General features: G+C 72.8%; 17 protein-coding genes. 6 read left to right on the top strand and 11 right to left on the bottom strand.

Annotated features, from left to right (window positions below; translation table 11 throughout):
• Nucleotides 1-27 precede the first annotated feature (27 nt).
• Complete coding sequence (locus ACIBBA_RS25170; protein WP_396700410.1) at nt 28-978, top strand: alpha/beta fold hydrolase; 951 nt, start codon at nt 28-30, stop codon at nt 976-978.
• On the opposite strand, the gene fxsT is transcribed toward ACIBBA_RS25170, so the two are convergent.
• The 11 genes from fxsT to iolC all read right to left on the bottom strand — a co-directional run bounded on the left by fxsT (nt 972) and on the right by iolC (nt 15,793).
• Complete coding sequence (gene fxsT / locus ACIBBA_RS25165; RefSeq protein WP_396700409.1) at nt 972-4,916, bottom strand: FxSxx-COOH system tetratricopeptide repeat protein; 3,945 nt, start codon at nt 4,914-4,916, stop codon at nt 972-974. The genes ACIBBA_RS25170 and fxsT overlap by 7 nt on opposite strands.
• On the bottom strand, nt 4,913-6,058 hold the full coding sequence (locus tag ACIBBA_RS25160) for a TIR-like protein FxsC (RefSeq protein ID WP_396700408.1): 1,146 nt from the start codon (nt 6,056-6,058) through the stop codon (nt 4,913-4,915). The genes fxsT and ACIBBA_RS25160 overlap by 4 nt, the downstream gene beginning before the upstream one ends.
• Entirely contained in the window at nt 6,045-6,725 is a 681-nt protein-coding gene (locus ACIBBA_RS25155) for a TIR-like protein FxsC (RefSeq protein ID WP_396700407.1), read from the bottom strand. The genes ACIBBA_RS25160 and ACIBBA_RS25155 overlap by 14 nt, the downstream gene beginning before the upstream one ends.
• Before the next feature lie 72 nt (nt 6,726-6,797).
• Complete coding sequence (locus ACIBBA_RS25150) at nt 6,798-7,601, bottom strand: aminoglycoside N(3)-acetyltransferase (protein ID WP_396700406.1); 804 nt, start codon at nt 7,599-7,601, stop codon at nt 6,798-6,800.
• Nucleotides 7,598-9,967, bottom strand: a complete 2,370-nt coding sequence (locus ACIBBA_RS25145) for an FxsB family cyclophane-forming radical SAM/SPASM peptide maturase (protein ID WP_396700405.1) — start codon at nt 9,965-9,967, stop codon at nt 7,598-7,600. Before ACIBBA_RS25145 ends, ACIBBA_RS25150 begins: the two co-directional genes overlap by 4 nt.
• Complete coding sequence (locus ACIBBA_RS25140; RefSeq protein ID WP_357055128.1) at nt 9,939-10,112, bottom strand: FXSXX-COOH protein; 174 nt, start codon at nt 10,110-10,112, stop codon at nt 9,939-9,941. The genes ACIBBA_RS25145 and ACIBBA_RS25140 overlap by 29 nt, the downstream gene beginning before the upstream one ends.
• 93 nt (nt 10,113-10,205) lie before the next feature.
• Nucleotides 10,206-11,108 carry a DUF4231 domain-containing protein gene (locus ACIBBA_RS25135; protein WP_396700404.1) on the bottom strand — a complete coding sequence of 301 codons (903 nt, stop codon included), beginning with the start codon at nt 11,106-11,108 and terminating at the stop codon, nt 10,206-10,208.
• A 74-nt stretch (nt 11,109-11,182) separates the two neighbouring features.
• A complete protein-coding gene (gene iolD / locus ACIBBA_RS25130) occupies nt 11,183-13,027 on the bottom strand; it encodes a 3D-(3,5/4)-trihydroxycyclohexane-1,2-dione acylhydrolase (decyclizing) (protein WP_396700403.1) in 1,845 nt (614 codons plus the stop codon).
• Complete coding sequence (iolB, locus tag ACIBBA_RS25125) at nt 13,027-13,929, bottom strand: 5-deoxy-glucuronate isomerase (RefSeq protein ID WP_396700402.1); 903 nt, start codon at nt 13,927-13,929, stop codon at nt 13,027-13,029. Before iolB ends, iolD begins: the two co-directional genes overlap by 1 nt.
• A complete protein-coding gene (locus ACIBBA_RS25120; RefSeq protein ID WP_396700401.1) occupies nt 13,926-14,813 on the bottom strand; it encodes an aldolase in 888 nt (295 codons plus the stop codon). Before ACIBBA_RS25120 ends, iolB begins: the two co-directional genes overlap by 4 nt.
• Nucleotides 14,810-15,793 (bottom strand): 5-dehydro-2-deoxygluconokinase, encoded by a 984-nt coding sequence (gene iolC, locus ACIBBA_RS25115; protein ID WP_396700400.1) that lies wholly within the window; start codon nt 15,791-15,793, stop codon nt 14,810-14,812. Before iolC ends, ACIBBA_RS25120 begins: the two co-directional genes overlap by 4 nt.
• A 187-nt stretch (nt 15,794-15,980) precedes the next feature.
• Here iolC and ACIBBA_RS25110 point away from each other — a divergent pair, with 187 nt between their 5' ends.
• From ACIBBA_RS25110 to ACIBBA_RS25090, 5 genes are all read left to right on the top strand, one after another.
• The gene (locus ACIBBA_RS25110; protein ID WP_396700399.1) at nt 15,981-16,718 is read left to right on the top strand and encodes a GntR family transcriptional regulator; all 738 of its coding nucleotides are present in this window, start codon (nt 15,981-15,983) and stop codon (nt 16,716-16,718) included.
• A 152-nt stretch (nt 16,719-16,870) separates the two neighbouring features.
• Nucleotides 16,871-18,268 carry an extracellular solute-binding protein gene (locus tag ACIBBA_RS25105; RefSeq protein ID WP_396700398.1) on the top strand — a complete coding sequence of 466 codons (1,398 nt, stop codon included), beginning with the start codon at nt 16,871-16,873 and terminating at the stop codon, nt 18,266-18,268.
• A gap of 4 nt (nt 18,269-18,272) precedes the next feature.
• A complete protein-coding gene (locus tag ACIBBA_RS25100; RefSeq protein WP_350873708.1) occupies nt 18,273-19,190 on the top strand; it encodes a sugar ABC transporter permease in 918 nt (305 codons plus the stop codon).
• Between the two features lie 67 nt (nt 19,191-19,257).
• Nucleotides 19,258-20,136 carry a carbohydrate ABC transporter permease gene (locus tag ACIBBA_RS25095; protein ID WP_396700397.1) on the top strand — a complete coding sequence of 293 codons (879 nt, stop codon included), beginning with the start codon at nt 19,258-19,260 and terminating at the stop codon, nt 20,134-20,136.
• A complete protein-coding gene (locus ACIBBA_RS25090; RefSeq protein ID WP_396700396.1) occupies nt 20,136-21,311 on the top strand; it encodes an ABC transporter ATP-binding protein in 1,176 nt (391 codons plus the stop codon). Before ACIBBA_RS25095 ends, ACIBBA_RS25090 begins: the two co-directional genes overlap by 1 nt.
• Nucleotide 21,312: the final 1 nt, after the last annotated feature.

Genomic DNA, 21,312 nt, shown 5'->3' with positions numbered 1-21,312 from the left:
GGTGGCAACATCGGAAGGCAGGCTGGGGTGGCCCGAGAAGGGGAACCGGGGACCGGATTCGCCTATCGCGCGGACAGCTCGCGGGTGGCGTTCGAGGTCTCTGGCGCGCCGGACGGCTACCCGGTCTTCCTCATGCACGGCACGCCGGGCAGCCGGCGGGGGCCGAAGCCACGCGGCATCGTCCTGCACCGGCTGGGGGTCCGGCTGATCACCTACGACCGTCCCGGGTACGGCGACTCCGACCGGTCCGAGGGCCGGACGGTGGCCGACGCCGCGAGAGACGTCGAGGTGATCGCCGACCAGCTGGCACTGACCCGGTTCGCGGTCGCCGGGCGCTCCGGTGGCGGCCCGCACGCGCTGGCCTGCGCGGCCGACGCCCGGCTGCGGCACCGGGTCTCCCGGGTCGCGGCGCTGGTCGGGTTCGCCCCGTCCAACGCGGGCGAGCTGGACTGGTACTCGGGCATGAACGCCGACAACGTCAACGGGTTCGGTGGCAACGGCGGCGACACCGCCGGTCTGGTGGAGGAGATCCGCCGCCGAGCCGAGCGGGCCAGTGAAGACCCCCGGCGGCTGCTCGAGGACGTCATGGCGGAGATGACCGCGGCGGACCGCCGCGTGATCAACGACGCGGCGCTACGGCGGTTGATCACCGACACCTACGAGGAAGCGCTCCGGGCCGGGCCCTACGGGTGGATCGACGACGTGCTGGCGTTGCGCCGCGACTGGAAGTTCGATCCGCACATGATCGACACCACGGCGACCCGCGTCCGGCTCTGGCACGGCGCCGAGGACACCTTCGCACCGGTCAGCCACACGCGGTGGCTCGCCACCCGGATTCCCGGGGCCGAGATCGAGGTGCAGCCCGGCGCGGCACACTTCGACGCGATGAAGGAGCTACCGCGCATCCTGCGCTGGCTCACCGTCGACGACGCGACGGCGAGCCGAGACGTCCTCATCGGCGCCCGCCCCGGTCAGTAGGGGTGCGGGTCGAGCACCCGTCGCACGTAACGTCCCTCCCGCAGGTTGACCACACTCGGGTGGTGCTGACCGATCCGGTTCGCGAGTCGGTCCGCCAGCCGCATCCGCTCGATGCTGCCGGTGGCGCCTGACGCCGCCTGCTCGGCGATCACCAGGTTGCCCAGCCCACGCAGGGCGTCGGGGTGGTCCTCACCGAGCACCTCCCGCAGCCGGCCGACGACGACCCGCAACTGGTCACGCCCGGTCTCCAGCTCCCCGGAGAGGATCGCGAAGACCGCCACGTTGTTGGCCGCCGCCATGGTCAGCGGATGGACGTCGCCCAGCGCCGCGTCCAACGCCGTCGCGGTGACCGCGGCCAACTCGCGAGCCGGTCCCACCTCGCCGTGGTCCCACATCGCCACGCTGAGATTGTTGCGACACACCAGCACGTACGGATGCCCGTCGCCGAACACCGCGACGAACTGCTCCTCGATCTCGATGAGCTCCCGGCGGGCGTGCTCCCGCTCCCCCTGGAGCATGAGGTTCGCCGCCCGGCTCAGCCGGCTGAACAGGGTGTCCGGGTTCGTCGGGCCGAACCCGGCGAGCAGGTCCTCGTAGGCGTCGTCCAACAGCCGGGCGCCCTCGGCGATCTCGCCGGTGCCGCGCAGCGACGCCGCGAGGTTGGTCTGCGCCGTCAGCACGTTGCGGGACCGGTCACCGAAGAGATCGCGGTAGCCCGCGACAACCGTCTGCAGCACCGTCACCGACGCCTCGTAGTCCCCGGCCTCCCGCAGGTCCCGGCCCAGGTTGTTGGCCGTGAGCAGGGTACGCAGGTGGCCCGGGCCGAGCACCACCCGCAGCCGGCGGTAGGTGCTCTCGTCGGTGTCGAGGGCCCGCTGGATGTCGCCCGTCAACCGGTAGGACGCGGCCAGGTTGTTCGCGGCGGTCAGCGTACGGCGGTGGTCCTCGCCGAAGACGTCGACCGAGGCGGAGTAGGTGCGCAGGTCCCGCTCCAGGGCTTCCTGGTAGCGGCCGATGGCCCGCAGGTCGCCGCCGTAGCCGCCGGCCGTCATCAGGGTGTACGGGTGAGTCGACCCGATCAGCTTCTCCTGGGCGCTCAACGTTTCCTCGTTGAGCCGGCGGGCCTGCTCGAACTCGCCGAGGCTGCGCAGCAGGTTGGCCCGGTTGAACCGCAGGTGCAGCAGCTGCACCTGCAACGCCCGGTGCGCCGGCGTGTCCGGAGCCAACTGGGCCAGCAGCCGCGACCACGCCACGTCGGCCTGCTCGGCGTACCGGGCGCCCTGGGCGTAACCACCGTTGAGGTAGATGTAGCGGACCCGGTCGACGATCAGCTGGCGGACGTCGTCGTCGGACGAGGAGAGGGCGTCCGCCCCGTCGAGGTGCGGCCAGAGCAGGCGTAGCCGCTGCTCGACGGACGCGTCCTCGACCTCGCCGGACGGCCGGGCTCCGGCGAGGATCCGGTGCACGTCGTGCTTCACACCGGCCAGCTCCTCGTCGGACATCCGGGCCCGCAGCGCCGCCTGCAGCAGGCGGTGCACCAGCACCTGCTGCGCGTGCAGGTCGAGCTTCACCAGCGCCAGCCGGTTGATGCGCTGCACCAGCGCCGCGGCGATGTCGCGCTCGGAGACCCGGTCGGCCACCCGCGCCGCGACCATCGGGTCGTGGTCGGCGATGACCTTCGCGACCTCGTCGCTGTAGAGCAGCTCCAATGAGATCTCCGGAGCGAGCACCGACGCCAGTTGCAGCAGCCGGTAGGCGCCCGCCGAGCCCTCCCGCAGCCGTTGCAGGGAGATGTCCCAGACGTCCTCGGTCGGCCCGCCGCGCTCCAGACTCGCCAGATAGTCGGGGATCGGGGTGCCGGTGTCCGCCAACCACGCGCCCGCCATCGCGACGAAGATTGGCACGTTCTCGACCGCCTCGGCGACCTGCTCGGCCTCGGCGACGGTGATCGACCGTTCGCCGATCCGGGACCGCAGGTGCGCCACGCTCTCCGCCTGCTGGAACGCCTCCACGTCCACCCCCCGGGCCAGGTCCCCCCAATCCGGGTTCCGGGTGGTGACCAGCACGTGCCCCGAACCCTGCGGGAGGTAGTCGCGTACGTGCTCGTACTGGTCGACGTTGTCGAAGACCAGCAGCCACTGCTCGGGTACCCCGCCGTCGGCGCGTCGCTCCGGCCGGCTCAGCCGCTGCCGCACTGCCCGGGTCATCTCCGGGATGGTCTGCTGCCGGGGCAGCCCCAGCTCCTCGCCGAGGTCGGCCACCCGCACGTCGACGAACTGCGGCGGGTCGGCCTGCACCCACCAGATGATGTCGTACGCGCCCCGGAACCGGTGGGCGTACTCGATGGCCAGCTGGGTCTTGCCGATGCCGGGACCTCCGCGCAGCGCTACCGGGGTGCCCTCGTTCCCGCCGGCGCGCAGCTCCTCACGAAGCGTGCGCAGCAACTGCTCCCGCCCGGTGAAACGGGTGTTGCGGCTCGGCGGGTTGAACACCAGCGGCCGGGCCCCGGGGTAGCGGGCGGTCCGCACCACCGACGCGGCGCCGCCCCGCGCGGGCGCGGTCACCCCGAGCAGCTGCACCAACCGCTCGACCGCCTCCTCGGCGGCGACCTCGTGCAGCGAGACCCAGGCCCCGATCGGCAGGTCCGGCGAGGGCGTCGTACCGTCCACGTAGACGGTCAGCGGGCCGGCCGAGCCGGCGGAGCGGGACTCGGTCGGCTCCGCGTGGACGGCCAAATAGGAGCGGGAGACCAGGGTGAGGTCCCGGGTGACCGTCCCCGCCCGCGCCGGCTCCGTCTCGTCCGCCGCCGTGGTCACCACCCGCAGGTCGACCGCGGTGAGCGCCGCCTGCACCCACTCCGCCCAGGCCTGGTCCTCCGGGACGTGGCGCACCACGATCAGCTCGTCGGCGATCGCTGGCTTGCGCTCGAAGCGGGCGACGACCCGCCGGCGCAGCGCTTCGTCAACCCGGGGCAGCACCGAGATCCGTCCGCCGGTGATGTGACTGGTCAACGTCTCGTACGCGGAGAGCAGGGTGGTCCGGCCACCCGGCACGTCCGCGAAGGTCGCCAGGGTCTCCTCGTAGGCGTAATAGGCCCGGTACGGCACCTCGACGGTGAGCCAGTACTCCCGCCGTTCGGCCTCGGTCATGCCACCCGGCAGCCCGGCGAACCGCTGCATCGCCACCGCCCGACCGGCGTCGGCCTTACCCTTCTCCCCCTCGTCCACCCGCATCGGCACCGGCAGCACCCGGCGGGCCCGCCGCCCCTCGTAGCCGCGGACCCGGCTGGCCACCGTCGCGGCGCCGTCGATGCCCTGGTCGCTCAGGGTGAAGCAGTCCACCAGCACGTCCGGCAGGTGGATGGTGCAGATCTCGGCGACGTCGCTGATGCCCGTGCGGCTGTCGATCAGGGTGTAGTCGTAGTGCCGCTTCATGTCCTCGCGCAGCGCATCGAAGAAGAGCCCGCCGCCGAGCCGGTTGTAGAAGTTGTCCCAGTTCAGGCCGGTGACGTTGGTGGCGTAGTCCGGGTTGTGCTTGCCCGCCAGCAGCAGGTCGAGGCTGCCGCCGCCGGGGAACTCCCAGCTCACCGAGAAGGCGTACTTCTGCACCTTGGCCAGGTGGCGGTGCCAGTCGCTGGGCCGGGTCTCCACCTCCTGCGGACCGCCGGCGTCCTGGGCCTGGCGGCGTCGCTTGAGGTTCGCCCACTCGTACTCCAGGATCAGGTCCATCACGCCGCCGGTGGAGGCGACCTGGTCGGCGTCGAGGAACGGCGCGAAGAACTTGTGCAGACCGGGTGACTCGAGGTCCCAGTCGGCGACCAGCACCCGCTGGCCGTTCGCCGCCAGGATCCACGCCGTGTTGGCCAGGGCCATGGTCCGCCCGGTGCCACCCTTGTACGAGTAGAAGGTGACGACCTGACCGTCTCGCTGCTCTGTCATCGGTCCTCTTCTCGTCGTCGCCGGACGTCGGTCGGGTCGGTCGGCCGCAGGCTCGGTCGGGGCACACTCGGGCCGTCCTGAGCGTAGAGCGGGCCGTGGCGCAGGAACTGTTTGCGGGCCTCGATCACCAGCAGCGGCGCGCTGTGTTCGAACTCGTCCACCCCGTGAACCGGTCGGGCCTCCGGGAACCGGGCGACGCGCAGGGCCGCGACGATCTCCTCCGCCGCGTCGCCCGGCCCGGCCACCACCAGCGGCACCACCCACTGCGGCAGCCCGGCGACGGCGGCGCGCACCGCGGACAGCCCCAGGCCGGCGTCGATCAGCAGGACGGTCGGGCTGTCCGGGGCCCGCTCACGCACCCCGGTGAACTCCACCACCTGGGTGGGCAGCCCGAGTCGCTGGGCGGTGGCGGCGACGTAGTCGGCGATGGCCAACGCGTGCTGCGCCCCGAACGGTCGCCACTGCCGCCCGTCCTCGGCCGCGAGCGCGGCGACGACCAACGCGGCTTCGCCGGGCTCCTCCGCGGGCACGCTGGTCAGCGGCGCGGCCCGGGACCGGCGCAGCGGCGCGGTCTCGGTCACCGTGATGATCCGCTCGGCCAACGTGTCGAGGACCTCGTCGTACTGTCGCCGATACGCGCTGAGCTTGCACAGCGCCCGCAGCCCGTTCTCGGCGTACTCAGGCGCGCCGCCGACCAGCTCCAGCGCCTCGGCCATCTCCGGTCGGTCGTCCCACGGTGGGAAGGGGATCCACAACACCGGCAGGACGTGCCCGTCCGTCTCGGCCGGACGCAGCCGATCCAGGCGGGACCGGAAGGAGGCCCGCTCGCCGACCGCCCAGGCGTTGCTGAAGTAGTTCGGCGAGTAGAGCGGCACGAAGACGTGCGCGAGGCTGAGCGCGTCGGTGAGCGCCTGCCTGAGGTCGGCGCCGGGCGCGACGAGCCCGTCGAAGAAGCCGATGTCGAGATCGCCGGTGCGGCGTGCGCCGCGCTGCACGGCGGCGTCGAGGTCGTGGAAGAAGCGGGTGACCCAGTAGTCGGTGTCCGGGCGGGCCGCGGCGGAGAGCGGCACGGAGTGGGCGTAGCTGAGGAAGAAGTACGTCTCCCGTCCGGCGACGGTCGGGGCGGTGTCAGTCCAGCTCATCCCCGGCCTCCTCGAACTCGTCGCCGAGTTCCTCGATGTCCGACACGTACGGCTGCACCCAGTGCGTGTCCACCGCGCGGACGACCCGCTGCGCCAACCGCCACACCACCGCGTCGTAGGCGTCCTTGCCGTTGCGGCCGAGGCTGAGCAGGCCGTAGATGCCTTCCTGCTGATATTGCGGCGCGATTTCCGGAGGAAGGCCGGTCGGGGAGAACATCTGCCGATGCCCGATCGCCGCCGGCAGCCGGCGTCGGCGGCCCATCACCGACCAGTTGACCGGGATGATCGACCGCTCGCCGGGGGTCGGCCGAGCGTCCGGACGTCGAATCTCGCGGCGGTGCACGAACGCGTTCCACTCCCGGGCGCACCAGGCGCTGCTCAGGTACTGCGGTGAGATCAAAGGGATGAAGACCTGGCAGTGGCCGGCGGCGAAGGCGAGATCGTCGGTCCACAGCTGACCGCCGTCGAGGAGCCGGTCCAGGAAGCCGGCCGTGCTGCCGGCCGGCAACCCCAGCAACTCGGCGACGTGGTCGGACAGGTCGACGTAGAGCTGGAAGACCTTCTGGTTCGCGTCCCGTGGGGGCTCACCGGGGCGCTGTTTCGCCCGGGCGTAACTGAGGAAGAACACGGGTGCCCGTGGGTCGACCCGGTACTCTTCCTCGGTCACCCGCCGCTCCCGTCCCCTGAGGACACAGTCACCTCACTACATTATCGGCCGCGGCAATGCCCGGGCCGCCCCTCACTGTCCGGCCCGGTGCCGGCGCATCCAGCGGCCGGCGAAGTCGACGGCGGTTCGCATCCGGACGACCCGGCAGGTGCCGCCGCCCAGCGCACCGCGCCGGACCACCGGCCGGCGCTCCAGCGCCGCGCCGATCCGTGGGAAGTCGGAGTCGTCGAGGTCGAGGGCGAGGAAGTCGCGCCGGGCCCGACGGCCCGAGCTGTCCAGGACGTAGCAGCGGTACGGCCGCCGGGCAGCCGGGTGGGGTAAGCGGTATTCGGCGAGGTGGAACGCCGTACAGGCGGCGTAGTCGACACCGAGCAGCAGGATGAGGGCGTCGGCGGCGTAGAGCGCGCCGAGTGGGGACCGCTCGCCCAGGTGGCAGTCCAGGTCGTGCACGGCGGTCAGCCGAGCCGCCGCCGGACCCAGCGCGGCGAACGAGGTCTGCGGGTGCCCGCTGCGTACCGCTCCCGGCTGCCGTCGCACGTGCTCGGCCAGCACCCCCATGCCTTCGGCGGGGCTGCGCTCCGGGTGGAACGGCGGGATGCCGGCCTCCACCCGCGCCGCCTGCCGCGTGCTCAGGCCCGCGGTCGCCGCGCGAAAGGCCGGTGAGGTGATCGAGTTGAAGGCGGTCTGGGTCGGTACCACGATCGTCCCGGCCTCACCCAGCACGTCGCGCATCGCGGCCAGCAGGGTCGCCGGGCCGCCGGCGACGGGTCCGATCCGCGACAATGAGCAGTGCACCAGAACGGTGTCGCCGGCTCCGAGCCCCACCGCCCGCAACCCGGCGGCCAGATCGACGCGGCCGGTCGGCCGGGCGGTCACGCCCAGTGGTCCACCGTCGCGCGCATGCGCCGGGCGAACCGCTCCCCCGCCGTCGTCAGCGCCCCGAGGCCGAGCAGCGCGTCGAGCGCTCCGTCGGTCCAGTCCCGGTAGCGACGGAAGTGGGCACCGGCCGCCGCGCCTGGGCGGCGCCGCCATACGTCGGCCACCGCCAGGTGGGCGTACGTGCCGTGCAGCACTCCGTCGACGGGGCGGGGGTCGTCCCGCCACGGCACGACGAGCCGGCGGGTGTCGCGCCGGTCGACCAGTTCGCAGACGTCGAGCACGCCGTTGAGCTTGAGGTGCTGCACCTCGTGCACGAGCAGCACCGCGAGGGCGGCGTCGTCGGGCGCGGGCGTGACGGCGACGGCGCCGAAGGCCGTCGCCGCCGCGGCGCTGCGCTGCCGACCGCCCCGGTCGGGGCGCAGCGGCACCACGGCGCGTAGCACCGCCCGCATGCCGGGGGCGTAGCCGGGGGCCTCGGCGTCGATCCGCTGGAGCGCGCGGTCCACCTGGTGTACCCACCCGGCGGCGTCCGCCGCGGTCAGTCGGGGCGTCACCGCCAGGTCCTGGTAGCAGTCCCGGTACGGGTCGGCGTCCTCGATCAGCAGCGACGAATCCTCGAGCGACATCCGTCGGGCCGGCCGCCAGCCCGACGGGTGCTCGGACGTGTCGAGCCGCACCGTGACCACGTCGTCGCCGGCGCGGACGCGGAACCCGTTCGCGTCGACGGACACCCTGGCGGCGTCCGCGCCCGGGAGGGTGAGCGTGCCGAGAGTGGGCAGGCTGAGCACCCCGTCGCGCACCGGCACGACGAGCTCGGCGGGGGCGCCGGCCCGGACCGCCGCGACCGCGGCGACCGCGGCGATGTGTCCGAGGTGGACCGGGGTCGGGCGGTCCTGGCACCGATGGGCCCAACGGCGGACGAACGGGTGGCCGAGCACGTCCCGCACCGCCTCCGGCGCGGCGACGTCGAGCCCGACCAGCACGGCCCAGCCGGCGGCGGCGACCGGCAGTTCGGCCATGGCCGGGCTGAGCGCGACCAGCAGCGCCCGGGTCTTCGCCAGGTGGATCGCGGCGAGCTGGTCGACCGAGTCGTCGTCGCCCCCGCCGGTGCCGAGGTCGTCGAGGATCATCGGGTCCAGCGCGTCCGCGCCGGCGTCGCCGCCCGCCGGCCCGTCGGGGGCGGGTCGGGGCGCCGGGACGGCCGGGGCGCCGATGGACCGGATCAGGTGTGCAAGGTCGCGGCAGTAGACCGACGGGTTGTCGAAGCCGCTGCCGGTGCGGTAGCGATGGGCGAAGAGGCCACCGCCGCACTGCCGGACCGCCGGGCAGGACTGACAGGTGGCGCTGAGGCCAGCCAGCCCGGCCTGCCGGACGGCAATCATCGGGTGGGCGGCCACCTCGTCGATCCGGTCGGCGAAGATGTCGAGCCCGGTGGCCGGCGCGCCGTCGAAGGCGGACTTCAGCGAGTCGACCTGCTCGTAGCTGCCGTCCGTCTCGATCACGGCGAGGTCAGCGGCGTCCAGCCCCACCGCCTCTGTCCGGCTGGTGCCGCCGGCGGCGGTGGAGTGCAGCGAATCCAGCATCCGGATCGGCACGGGACGGCCGTCAGCGGTCCAGCGGCGGTGCACGGCGAGCAGCCAGTCGCCGTACGGGGTCGCGACGCCGTCCGGGCGCGGCGGCGGCCGGTCCCAGTTGGCGTGCGGCAACAGGAAGTCGACGTGCGGCGGGTCCTCGGCCAGCAGCGCCTGGTAGACCTCGATCGGGTCGTTGGCCAGGTCGACCGTGCAGAGGATGCCGGCGTACGCCGGCCGGTACTCGGGGCGGCGCAGCAGCGCGAGCGCCCGCAGCACCGAGGCGTGACTGCTCGCACCGTTGGCGTAGCGCCGGTGCCGGTCGTTGGCGGAGCGATCCCCGTCGAGGGAGATGCCGACCTTGACGCCGTAGCCGACCAGCACCTCGGCGATCTCCTCGGTGAGCAGCACACCGTTGGACTGCATGCGCAGATCGAGGTGGGTCACCGGGTCGAGCTGCCGGCGCAGCTCGGCCGCGATGGCGGCGAGCCCGGCGGCTCCGGCGAGCAGTGGCTCGCCCCCGTGCAGTACCACCCGCACCGCGGCGAGCCGGTGCGTGCTCGCGTGCTCGGCGATGCGCCGGGCAGCGGCAGCCACCGTCGCCGGCGCCATCGTGCGCGGCTGTCGACGCCAGCTCTGATCGGGGTGTTCGTAGACGTAGCAGTGGTCGCAGGAGAGGTCGCACCGGCTGACGATCTTGATTACATATTGACTCAGGGCGCCAGCCGGTGCGCTTGTCCCAGAGGCTGCCGTCTCACCCGGATCAGATCGAAGCACCGAAGGCCGCGACATCGACGCGTGCCGGCCGATCGACTGTGCGGGTGTCGGACAGCGCCACGAGTCGGGCGCGGACAAGTGAGATCTCGCCGAGCGGAGTTTGCCGGAGATCATCCAGCGGAGCGGTGGTCTTCGTCGACCGGCCTGCGTTGCGATCCACGTGAGCCCCCCATCGGACTTGGTGGGTCAGAGGGAGTCGGCCTCGCTGACGACCCACACAACTGTCGATGACTCTATCGCACTGCCGGTAACGTCAGTGCTGCTGTGAGCCATCTTCTTCAAGGGTTCTGGCCATCCAGGCCTCATTGGACAGTGAGATGATCCGCTCCACCTCCGCCACGAACGCCGCGTCGTCGGTCCACCCGTGCCCGTCGCGGCGGATCCGGGCCAGCCGGGACAACTGGTCGGCGGTGCGCGCGTACTCGATCTGCTGGTGCTCGAACTGCTGGGCCGCGCCGTAGCCGACCAGCGCCGTCGTCACCGTGGCGACGACGCCGACCCAGGCCGCCAGCCCGAGGCCGTCGCCGAGCACTCCGACCACGGCGGAGAGCACCGCCCCGGCGGCGGTCAGCGCGGTGGTCGCCGTACGGATGCGGTTGGCCCGCCGGGCCATCCGCCGCGCACCGGGCAGGTAGTAGCCCTCCACCTGCCCCACGAGCCGATGGGTCAGGTAGGAGGGCACGTCGGAGACCGCGGGCAACGGCCGCTCGGCGGGCTCGACGTCGACGACCAGCCCGGCGAGGTCACCGGCGTCGTCCAGGAGCGCGTCGAGCCGGCGCAGCAGCACGGCGTCACGATCCGGCCCGGCGAACGGCGCCACCCGGGCCAGGTGACGGTAGAGCTCGGCCTTGAGCGATTCGGAGACCGACCGCAGCCGGGCCCAGGCGTGCACCGCCTCCCGTGCCGTCGAACGGGCCACCACCGGGACCAGCGCCAGGGCGGCGCCGGCGAGCACCGCGAGAGCCCGGCTGGCGGGCTGGTACACGCCGTCGAGCTGGCTGGCGGCGGTGCCGGCGACTGCGGCGGCGACGGTCAACCCGGCGAGCGCCCGGCGCCCCCGCACGATCCGGCGCTTCGCCACCGTCGCCGCGCGCGACCAGACGCTCTGCTGCTGCCAGACCGCGAGGGCGGCGGCCACCCGATCGACGTTCGTCACGCCCGCATGGTAGGTCACCGGTTCCCGCGACGGCTGTCACCGCGACGGGTCGGCCACCCCGATCGTCGGATCGCTCAGGCCGGGCGCAGGCGCGGGTGTCGGTCCTTGCGCCCTGCCTCGTACCCGGCCCGGGCGGTCCGCGCCTCGGCGGTGCTGGAGACCTCGGCGACCGGCACGTCCCACCAGGCCCCGCCGTCCGGACCGGTCTCGAACCGGTCGGTCCGCACGTGGACCACGGTGGTCCGCTGCGCCCGCTTCGCGGTGGCGAGCGCCGCGCGGAGCTGGTTCATGGTCGACACCCGGATCAGCTCCGCGCCGAGGCTCGCCGCGTTGGCCCCGAGGTCGACCGGCAGCGGTGCGCCGCCCCGGTCGAGGTAGGCGGTGCCGAGCCGGCGCGCCCCGACGCTCTCCGAGAGCCGGCCGATCGAGGCGAAGCCCTGGTTGTCGACGAGCACCACCACGAGCTTCACCCCGTCCGCCACCGCGGTGGCCAGCTCGCTCGGCAGCATCAGGTAGGAGCCGTCACCGACCAGCACGAACACCTCGCGCTCCGGGGCGGCCAGCTTGACCCCGATCCCCCCGGCGATCTCGTAGCCCATGCACGAGTAGCCATACTCGACGTGGTAGCTCTTCGGGTCGGCGCTGCGCCACAGCCGGTGCAGGTCACCGGGCATCGACCCGGCCGCGCAGACCACCACGTCCCGCGGGCCGGCGGCGTCGTTGACCGCGCCGATGACCGCGGTCTGGGTCGGCCGCGCGTCCGGCTCCGCGTGCCGGGCCCGCTCGACCACGCGGGCCCACCGGCCCTTCAGTTCGGTGACCGACGCACGGTACGCCGGCTCGCTCCCCCACCCGGCGCAGGCGGCGTCGAGCGCGGACAGGCACTCCCGGGCATCCCCGACGAGCTGCGCCCCGGAGAGCTTCGCCGCGTCGAAGCCGGTGATGTTGAGGTTGACGAACCGGGCCTCGGCGCCGAAGAGCGTGCCGGAGGCGGTGGTGAAGTCGCTGTACCGGGTGCCCACCCCGATCACCAGATCCGCGCCGGCGGCGATCTCGTTCGCCGCGGTGGTGCCGCTGACCCCGACCGCGCCGAGCGCCAGCGGATGATCGTGCGGCAGGGCGCCCTTGCCGGCCTGGGTCTCCGCCACCGGCACCCCGTACGCCTCGGCGAAGCTGCGCAGCGCCTCGCCCGCACCGCTGTAGATCACCCCGCCTCCGGCGACGAGCAGCGGTCGCCGGGCCGCCGTGACGACCGCCGCCGCCCGGTCCACGGCGGCCGCGTCCGGACGTGGACGCGGCACGTGCCAGACCCGGTCGGCGAACAGCTCCGCCGGCCAGTCGTACGCCTCGGCCTGCACGTCCTGCGGCAGCGCCAGGGTGACCGCGCCGGTCTCCACCGGGTCGGTGAGCACCCGCATCGCGGCCAGCAGCGCCGCCGGCAGCTGCTCGGGACGGTTGATGCGGTCCCAGTACCGGGACACCGGGCGCAGCGCGTCGGTGACACTCACGTCGTAGGAGCGTGGGTCCTCCAGCTCCTGCAGCACCGGGTTGGTCACCCGGGTGGCGAAGATGTCACCGGGGAGCAGCAGCACCGGCAGCCGGTTGATGGTCGCGCCGGCCGCCCCGGTGACCAGGTTCGTCGCACCGGGACCGATCGAGGTGGTGCAGGCCAGGGTGCTCAACCGGTCGGTCATCCGGGCGTACGCGGCCGCGGTGTGCACCATGCCCTGCTCGGTGCGGCAGAGGTGGTACGGCAGGTCGACCTCGGCGCTGGCGAGCGCCTCACCGATGCCGGCGACGTTGCCGTGGCCGAAGATGCCGAAGCAGGCCGGGATCAGCCGGCGGCGCGCCCCGTCGCGCTCCGAAAACTGCCGCGCCAGGAACGTCACGATCGCCTGCGCCACCGTCAGTCTGGGCATCACGCCTCCCGGGTCGTCGGGCCGGCCAGCGGCAGCCGCGGGTCGACCGGCTGATCGGTCCAGCTCGCCCGGATCCAGCCGTGCCGGGGATCGTCCACACAGGCCATCGTCCGGTTCCGGCCGGGCCCGGCCAGCACGTTGAGGTAGTAGAGGTGGTAGCCGGGCGCGGCCATGGACGGCCCGTGGTACCCGTGCGGCACCAGGACCACGTCCCCGGCGCGCACCTCGGCGAGCACGTCGATCGGGCGCTGCTCGGTGCCGTAGACCCGCTGGTAGCCGACCGGTCCGGCCGGGTCGCCGGGCACGCCACCGGCCACCTCGAAGTAGTAGATCTCCTCCAACGCCGCCTCGACCCGGCCGTCGTCGTGGACCCGGTCCTCCTCGTGCTTGTGCGGCGGGTACGACGACCAGTTGCCGCCGGGGGTGAGCACCTCGACGGCGACCAGTTGGTCGCAGTCGAAGGCGTCCGGGGCGCAGAAGTTGTTGACCTGGCGGCTGGCCGGCCCCGCCCCGCGCAGCTCCACCGGCACGTCCCGGGCGGCGGCGTAGCGCGGCGAGAGCCGGCGGGTCGCCCGGGCCGACGGCAGCGCGAACCGGCCCTCGCCCCGCACGGTGACGGTGGCGTCCCGGGGCAGGTAGGCGAAGTCGGTCACCGCGGTGAAGACCGACGTCCGCCCGGTCAGGGCGAACCGGACCCCGTCGCACCGCACGGTCGCGGCGCCGGTCAGCGGCAGGACCAGCATCTCCTCGTCACCGGTGTCGAAGGTGACCGCGCCGCCCGGCGGCAGGGTGAGCACCCGCAGCCCGGCGTAGGTCCAACCGGCACGCTCGGGGGTGACCTCCAGCGCCCACGGCGTCCGGGCTGTGCCACCCCACGGCAGGTGGGCGTCCGCCGTCCTCACGCGTCCTGCCCGGCGGGGAGCAGCGACCCGGCCACGTCCACGGCGGCGGCCACATCGTCGTCCGGCGGATAGAGCAGCGCCCGGCCCACCACCAGCCCACGCACCCCGGGCAGCCGCAGCGCCCGTTCCCACCTCGCGTAGACCGTGTCGGGAGCCTCGACTGGGTCGCCGCCGAGCAGCAGGACCGGCAGGGTGGTCGCGGCCATCACACTTTCCATCTCGTCGATCGCCGGCAGCTTCAACCAGGTGTACGCGGAGGTGGCGCCGAGTGCCTGACCGACGCTGACGCCCTTGATGACCGCCTCGGGCCGCAGGTCGGCGTGGACCCGGCCGTCGGTGCGCGCCACCCAGAGCGGTTCGACCAGGGCGACCGTCCGGTGGGCCGCCAGGGCGGTGACCGCCCGGGCGCAGGCCTGCAGCGTGGGGGCGGTGCCCGCGTCGTCCGGGTCGATACGGCAGAGCATCTTGCCGCCGTCGTAGCGCATCGCGGCGATGCTGTCGGCGTCGTACGCGGTGAACCGGTCGTCGAGTTCGAAGGTGGCACCGGAGAGGCCGCCGCGGTTCATCGACCCGATCGCCAGCCGGTCCTCCAACGCCCCGAGCAGCAGCAGGTCCTCCAGGACGTCCGGGGTGCCGAGCACGCCGTCGACGCCGGGGCGGGACAGCGCCAGGCGCAGCCGGTCGAGCAGGTCGGCCCGGCCGGCCATGGCCATCGGCCGGTCCCGGACGCCGAGGGCGCCCCGGGCCGGGTGGTCGGCGGCGATGATGAACAGCGGCCGCCCGTGATCCGGCCAGGGCCGCCGGACACGGCCGGCGGCCGCCTCGGCGATTGCCTGCGGTCGGTGGGCCCGGGTGAGGGTCAGCGCCTGGTAGTCGGTGTTCACCGGTCTTCTCCTCCGACGGCGGGGTTCGACGGCACCGGTTCCGGCTGGACGTCCCGCAGCAACGCCAGGGTCTCGGCATGGTCCGGCATGGCGGCGGAGCAGGCCAGGCGGGAGGCGACGATCGCGCCGGCGGCGTTGGCGAAGCGCAGCGTGCGCTCCAGCGGCCAGTCGCGCAGCAGCCCCAGGCAGAGCGCGCCGCCGAACGCGTCGCCGGCGCCGAGCCCGTTGACCACCCGCACCGGCACCGGCGGCACCCGGGCGGTCTCGGTGCCGGTGCTGGCCAGCACCCCGTCGGGGCCTAGCTTCACCACCGCCAGCCGGGGGCCGCGGTCAAGCAGCCGTTCGGCGGCCCGCAGCGGATCTCGGGTGCCGACCGCGACCTCCACCTCGTCGAGGTTGCCGACGGTCACGGTGACCTGGGGCAGCACCTCGGCGATGGCCGCCCTGGCGGTGGCCGGATCAGGCCAGAACATGGGCCGGTAGTCCAGGTCCAGCACGGTGTGTGGTCGTCCGTCGCGGACCGCGAGCGCGGCGCTGTGCGCGTCGCGACTCGGCTGCTGGCAGAGGCCGGTGCCGGTGAGCCAGAAGATCCGGGCGGCGGCGATCGCGTCGGCGTCCAGTTCCCCGGGGCGGATCTGCAGGTCCGGCGCGGTGGGGGTGCGGTAGAACCAGAGCGGGAAATGGTCCGGCGGGAAGATCTCGCAGAAGGTCACCGGGGTCGGCAACCCCTCGACCGGGTGGACCTGGCTGTCGTCGACGCCGAAGTCGCGCAGCGCCCGGTGCACGTAGTCGGCGAAGGCGTCGGCGCCGGTCCGGGTGATCACGCCGGCCCGCAGCCCCTGCCGGCTGGCGGCGACGGCCACATTGGTCGGGCTGCCACCGAGGAACCTGCCGAACGTCTCGACCTCGGCCAGCGGCGTGCCGATCTGCAACGGATAGATGTCCACCCCGACCCGGCCGATGGTGAGCACATCCAGCATGTGGCGTCCTTCGTCCCGGCCGGCGACGGCGTACCCGCCAGCGCTGTCCCTGATTGGTAACAGTGCTCGGTGAGTTGTGTCAATGTGTTGTCATGACATCCGCCCTCTGCGCTCGGTGACCGCTTCGGTACAGTGGCGCCCATCCTTCCGCCCCTGCGAATCCGCGCGCCCCACCCGAGGAGGTGCCGTGCCCGGCCCCGAGATCGCGGTCGACCGGAGCAGCCCGGTCCCGCTCTACTTCCAGGTCGCCGAGCAGTTCGCCGCGGCGATCCAGCGCGGCGAGCTGGCACCCGGCGACCGGCTGGACAGCGAGCTGCAGCTCGCCGACCGGCTCGGGCTGTCCCGCCCGACCGTGCGGCAGGCCATCCAGCACCTCGTCGACAAGGGACTCATCGTGCGCCGCCGCGGCGTGGGCACCCAGGTGGTGCGCGGCGAGGTCCGCCGCGCGGTGGAGCTCACCAGCCTGCACGACGATCTGCTGCGCGCCGGTCAGCGACCGTCCACCTCGGTGCTGGAGCTGGCCACGACCGCCTGCCCGCCCGCCGTCGCCACCGCGCTCGGCGTGCCGGACGGTGGCGAGGTGTGGCATCTGCGCCGGCTGCGGTTCTCCGACGACGAGCCGCTCGCGGTGATGGAGAACTGGCTCCCCGCCGACCTGGTCCGGCTCAACCTGGACGCGTTGCAGGCCAACGGGCTGTACGCGATCCTGCGGGCCGCCGGCATGCGGGTCCGTGGCGCTCACCAGCGGATCGGCGCGCGCGCCGCGACCTCGGCCGAGGCCCAGATGCTCGGCGAGCGGCGGGGCGCTCCGCTGCTCACCATGACCCGCACCGCGTACGACGACCGCGGGCGTTACGTCGAGCACGGCGCGCACATCTACCGGGCCAGCCGCTACTCCCTCGAGGTGACCGTCGCGGAGCGGTGACCGTGGATGTTTCGCGCTCATTTCAGTGACAGGTATTTACGTCGTCAGGCTGTCATGACATTGTGGCCGCTAAGCACCGCCGGCGAGTGACCTGCGGCCGGCGGGCGACCCGCGAGTCTCTTCGAAGTCTCTCCTTGCGAAGGGAAGCAGCCATGTCAGCCAAGCCGAGACACGCAGCGGGCTTGCTCGCCGCGTTCACCGCCGTTGCCCTCGCCGCCACCGCGTGTGGCGACTCGTCCGAGCCCGCCGGCAAGGACGCCAAGAACATCACCCTCACCATCGCCGCCAACTCCATCGTGGGCGGCAAGAGCTCCGCCGGTGCGGAGTGGATCGAGAAGTGGGTCATCCCGAAGTTCGTCGAGGCCCAGAAGGCCAAGGGCGTCACCGCGAAGGTGACCTTCGTGCCCAGCGGCGTCGACGACGAGCAGTACAAGACCAAGCAGGCCCTCGACCTGCGGTCCAAGAGCGGTGCGGACGTCATCGCGCTGGACGGCATCTGGGTGGGCGAGTTCGTCCAGGCCGGCTACCTCAAGCCGCTCTCTGAGGTGGGCGGCAGCGAGGTCGACTCCTGGGAGGGTTGGTCGCAGATCCCCGAGACGGTGCAGGGCCTCGGCTCGTTCGAGGAGAAGCGCTACGGCATCCCGCTCGGCACCGACGGCCGGGTCCTCTACTACAACAAGAAGCTCTTCGCCCAGGCCGGCCTGCCGGCCGAGTGGCAACCCAAGAGCTGGCAGGAGATCCTCGACGCCGGCGCCAAGCTCAAGGCACTGCCCGGCGTGACGCCGATCCAGATCAACGCCGGTACGGCGATGGGCGAGGCGACCTCCATGCAGGGCGCGCTGCCGCTGCTGGCCGGCGCCGGCGGCGAGATCTACTCCAACGGCAAGTGGGCCGGAGCCACCCAGCCGGTCAAGGACGTGCTCGACTTCTACACGAAGGTCTACGGCGGCGGCCTGGGCGACCCGAAGCTCCAGCAGGAGGCGAAGGGGCGCGACAAGTCCTTCGCCGAGTTCGCGGCCGGGAAGATCGGCATCCTCGGCGAGGGTGACTACTTCTGGCGCAGCGTCGTCAACCCGACCAGCGGCATCGCCAAGATGGCCGACCGGGACACGACCGTCGGCTACGCCATGATCCCCGCCAAGCAGCCCGGCGCCGGCATCCGGGGGCAGGACTTCGTCAGCATGTCCGGCGGCGGCGTGCGGGTGCTCAACCCCAACTCCAAGTTCCCCTCCCAGGCGTGGGAACTGCTGTCGTTCATGCACTCGGCCGAGGCGGTCAAGGCCGAACTGGCCGGCGAGAAGCGGATCACCGCCCGCACGGACGTCAACAAGGAGGTGCTGGCGGGCGACCCGATGCTGAGCTTCATCACCGACAAGGTGCTGCCTGTCACCGCCTACCGGCCGCCGCTGGCGGTGTACCCGCAGGTGTCGGTGGCGCTGCAGGAGGCGACCGCCGACGCGACGGCCGGCAAGGGTGTCGACGCGGCTGCCAGCGCGTACCAGAAGAAGGTCGAGGGGTTCGTCGGTGGCCCAGGCAACGTCACCTCCTGACCAGGTGGTGGAGGGAGCGCGCCCGGCTACGGGCGCCTCCCCCGCCGCCGACGCCGCCGGGCTGGGCCGGGGCCGGGCCGCCGGGTTCCTGACGCCGAGCATGGTGCTGATCCTGCTCTTCCTCGTGGTGCCGGCCGCCTGGACGATCTACCTCGGCGTCACCAACTACCGGCTGACCGGCCTGGCCGCCGCCAATCCGGAGATCGTCGGCCTGGACAACTACACCCGGGCATTGGACGACGAGCGGTTCCGCAACTCGCTGCTGCTCACCCTGCAGTTCGTGCTCGGCTCCGCGGTCATCGGCCAGGCCGGGCTCGGCTTCGCCATCGCCTACGCGCTGCGCGACCGGCGCGGCCCGCTGCGTCGGCTGGTCGAGGGGTTCGTCCTGCTCTCCTGGATCCTGCCCAGCTCGGTGGTCGCGTTCCTCTGGATCGCCCTGCTCGACCGCGACGGCGGCACCCTCAACACGCTGCTCGGCATCCCCGGCACCGCCTGGCTGCTCGACCATCCGATGCTGTCGATCATCGTGTTCAACACCTGGCGCGGCACCGCGTTCTCGATGATGCTCTACGCCGCCGCGCTGGAGAACGTGCCCCGCTCGCACCTGGAGACCGCCCGGCTCGCCGGGGCGTCCACCTGGCAGCAGCTACGCGACGTGGTCTTCCCCCGCATCCGCGGGCACGTGCTCACCAACCTGCTGCTGATCAGCCTCTGGACGTTCAACGACTTCGCACCGTTCCTGATCACCGCGGGCGGCCCCGAGCAGCGCTCGGAGATCCTGCCGGTCTACGTGTACAAGGTCGCGCTCTCCGGCGGCGAACTCGGCTTCGGCGCGGCCATCTCGTTCGTCATGTTGCTGATCAACCTGGTCATCGCCCTGGTCTACCTGCGGATGCTGGGCCGGCGGAAGGAGACGGCGTGAGCGAGCGGACCAGCTGGCCCGGCGCATCGGTGCCTCATGTCGACGCCGAGCGCGGCGAGGGGCCGGCATGAGCACCGCGACCGCGACGCGGACCGAGACCGAGCCGACGAGCGACGGGCCGCGCATCGTCGTCCGGCACGTGCTCGCCCGGATCGCGCGGTACGTCTTTCTCTGCGCCGTCCTCGGGTTCTTCGCCCTGCCGCTGCTCTGGCTGGCCACCGCCCCGTTCGACGACACCCCGACGATCACCGCCTCGCTACCGCGGTTCACCCTGGACAACTTCCGCGCCCTGCTCGACAACCCGTACGCGCTCGGCTCGCTGCTCAACTCGGTCTACCTGGCCGCCGGCACCGCCGCGCTGGTGGTGACGTTCGCGGCGCTGGCCGCGTACGCGCTGAGCCGGGTCCGGGTGCCCGGCCGGGACGCGCTGCTCTACGGGCTGCTGCTGCTCTCCTCGATCGTGACCGGCACCGCCACCATGGTGCCGCTGTTCGAGCTGGCCGACCGGCTGCACCTGATCGACTCCCGGCTCGGCGTCATCCTGATCCTCAGCGGTGGTCTGTTGCCGGCGGCGATCTTCATCCTGAAGGACTTCATGGACGCCACGCCGACGTCCTACGAGGAGTCCGCCCGGGTCTTCGGCGCCAGCCCGCTGCAGATCATGCGGCACATCGTGGTGCCGCTGGTCCGCCCCGGGCTGGCCACCGTCGGCGTGTGGGCGGTGGCCAACGTCTGGGGCAACTTCCTGGTGCCGTACCTGCTGCTGCGCGGGCCCGACAAGGCCCCCGCCGCGGTGATCATGTACACCCTCTACACCGAGGGCGGCCAGGCCGACCTGCGGTTGCTCTCCACCTTCTCACTGCTCTACTCGCTGCCGGTGGCGCTCATGTTCGTCTTCGTCAGCAGCCGGTACGGATTCCGCTTCCACGGAGGGATCAAGCGCTGATGTCCGCCATCGCCATGCGCGCACTGACCAAGGTCTACCCCAACGGGGTACGCGCCCTGGACGCCCTCGACCTGGAGATCGCCGACGGCGAGTTCTTCGCCCTGCTCGGCCCGTCCGGCTGCGGCAAGACCACCCTGCTGCGCACCATCGCCGGGCTGGAGCTCGCCTCCAGCGGCAGCGTGCACATCGGCGACCGCGAGGTCACCAACCTGCCGCCCGGAAAGCGGGACGTGGCGATGGTCTTCCAGGACTACGCGCTTTTTCCGCACATGACCGTGCAGGAGAACATCGCCTACCCACTGCGGATCAAGAAGATGGACCGCCGCAGCCGCGGCGACAAGGCCGCCGAGACCGCCGACGAGCTGGGCCTTTCCGCGCTGCTGGACCGCCGTCCCGGGCAACTCTCCGGCGGGCAGCAGCAGCGGGTCGCGCTCGCCCGGGCGATGGCCTGCCACCCCCAGGTCTTCCTGCTCGACGAGCCGTTGTCCAACCTGGACGCCCGGCTCCGGCTGGAGGCCCGGACCTTCCTCAAGCGGCTGCAGCGCGAACTCGGCGTCACCACCGTCTTCGTCACCCACGACCAGGCCGAGGCGCTCGCCCTCGCGGACCGGATCGCCGTCATGGAGGGCGGCCGCATCCGGCAGGTCGGCACGCCCACCGAGGTGTTCCGCCGCCCGGCCAACACCTTCGTCGCCGGCTTCATCGGCTCCACCCCGATGAACCTCATCGACGCCGAGGTGCACGACGGCCAGTTGTCCGTCGCCGGCGCCCGGCTGCCGATCCCCGACGACGCCCCGGTGACCGACGGCGAGAAGCTCGTCTACGGGGTACGCCCCGAATACCTCGACCACTCCCCCGAGCCCGCGCAGGGCGCGCTGCAGGGAGAAGTTGTCGTCGTCGAGAACCTCGGCAGCTTCTCGCTGGTCTCCCTCGACGTGGCCAGGGGCGGAGCGGCCGACGGCTCGGGTGAGGGCGCGGCGGGCGGGCCGATCCGGGCCGCCGGCACCAGCGTCCAGGTCGTGGTGCCCGAGGGGCGGGAACCGGCACCGGGCGACACCGGCTGGGTGGTGCCCCGGCCCGGCCGGTCACTGCTCTACCGCGACGGGGAGCTGGTCACTCCCGCGGCGGCGCCGGCCGTACCCGCCGCCCGGACCGCCGCCGCCGCGGAGCGTTGAC

This window comes from Micromonospora sp. NPDC051006 (assembly GCF_044456245.1).
Taxonomy (GTDB): Bacteria; Actinomycetota; Actinomycetes; order Mycobacteriales; family Micromonosporaceae; genus Micromonospora.
This window is presented reverse-complemented; position numbering and strand designations above follow the sequence as displayed.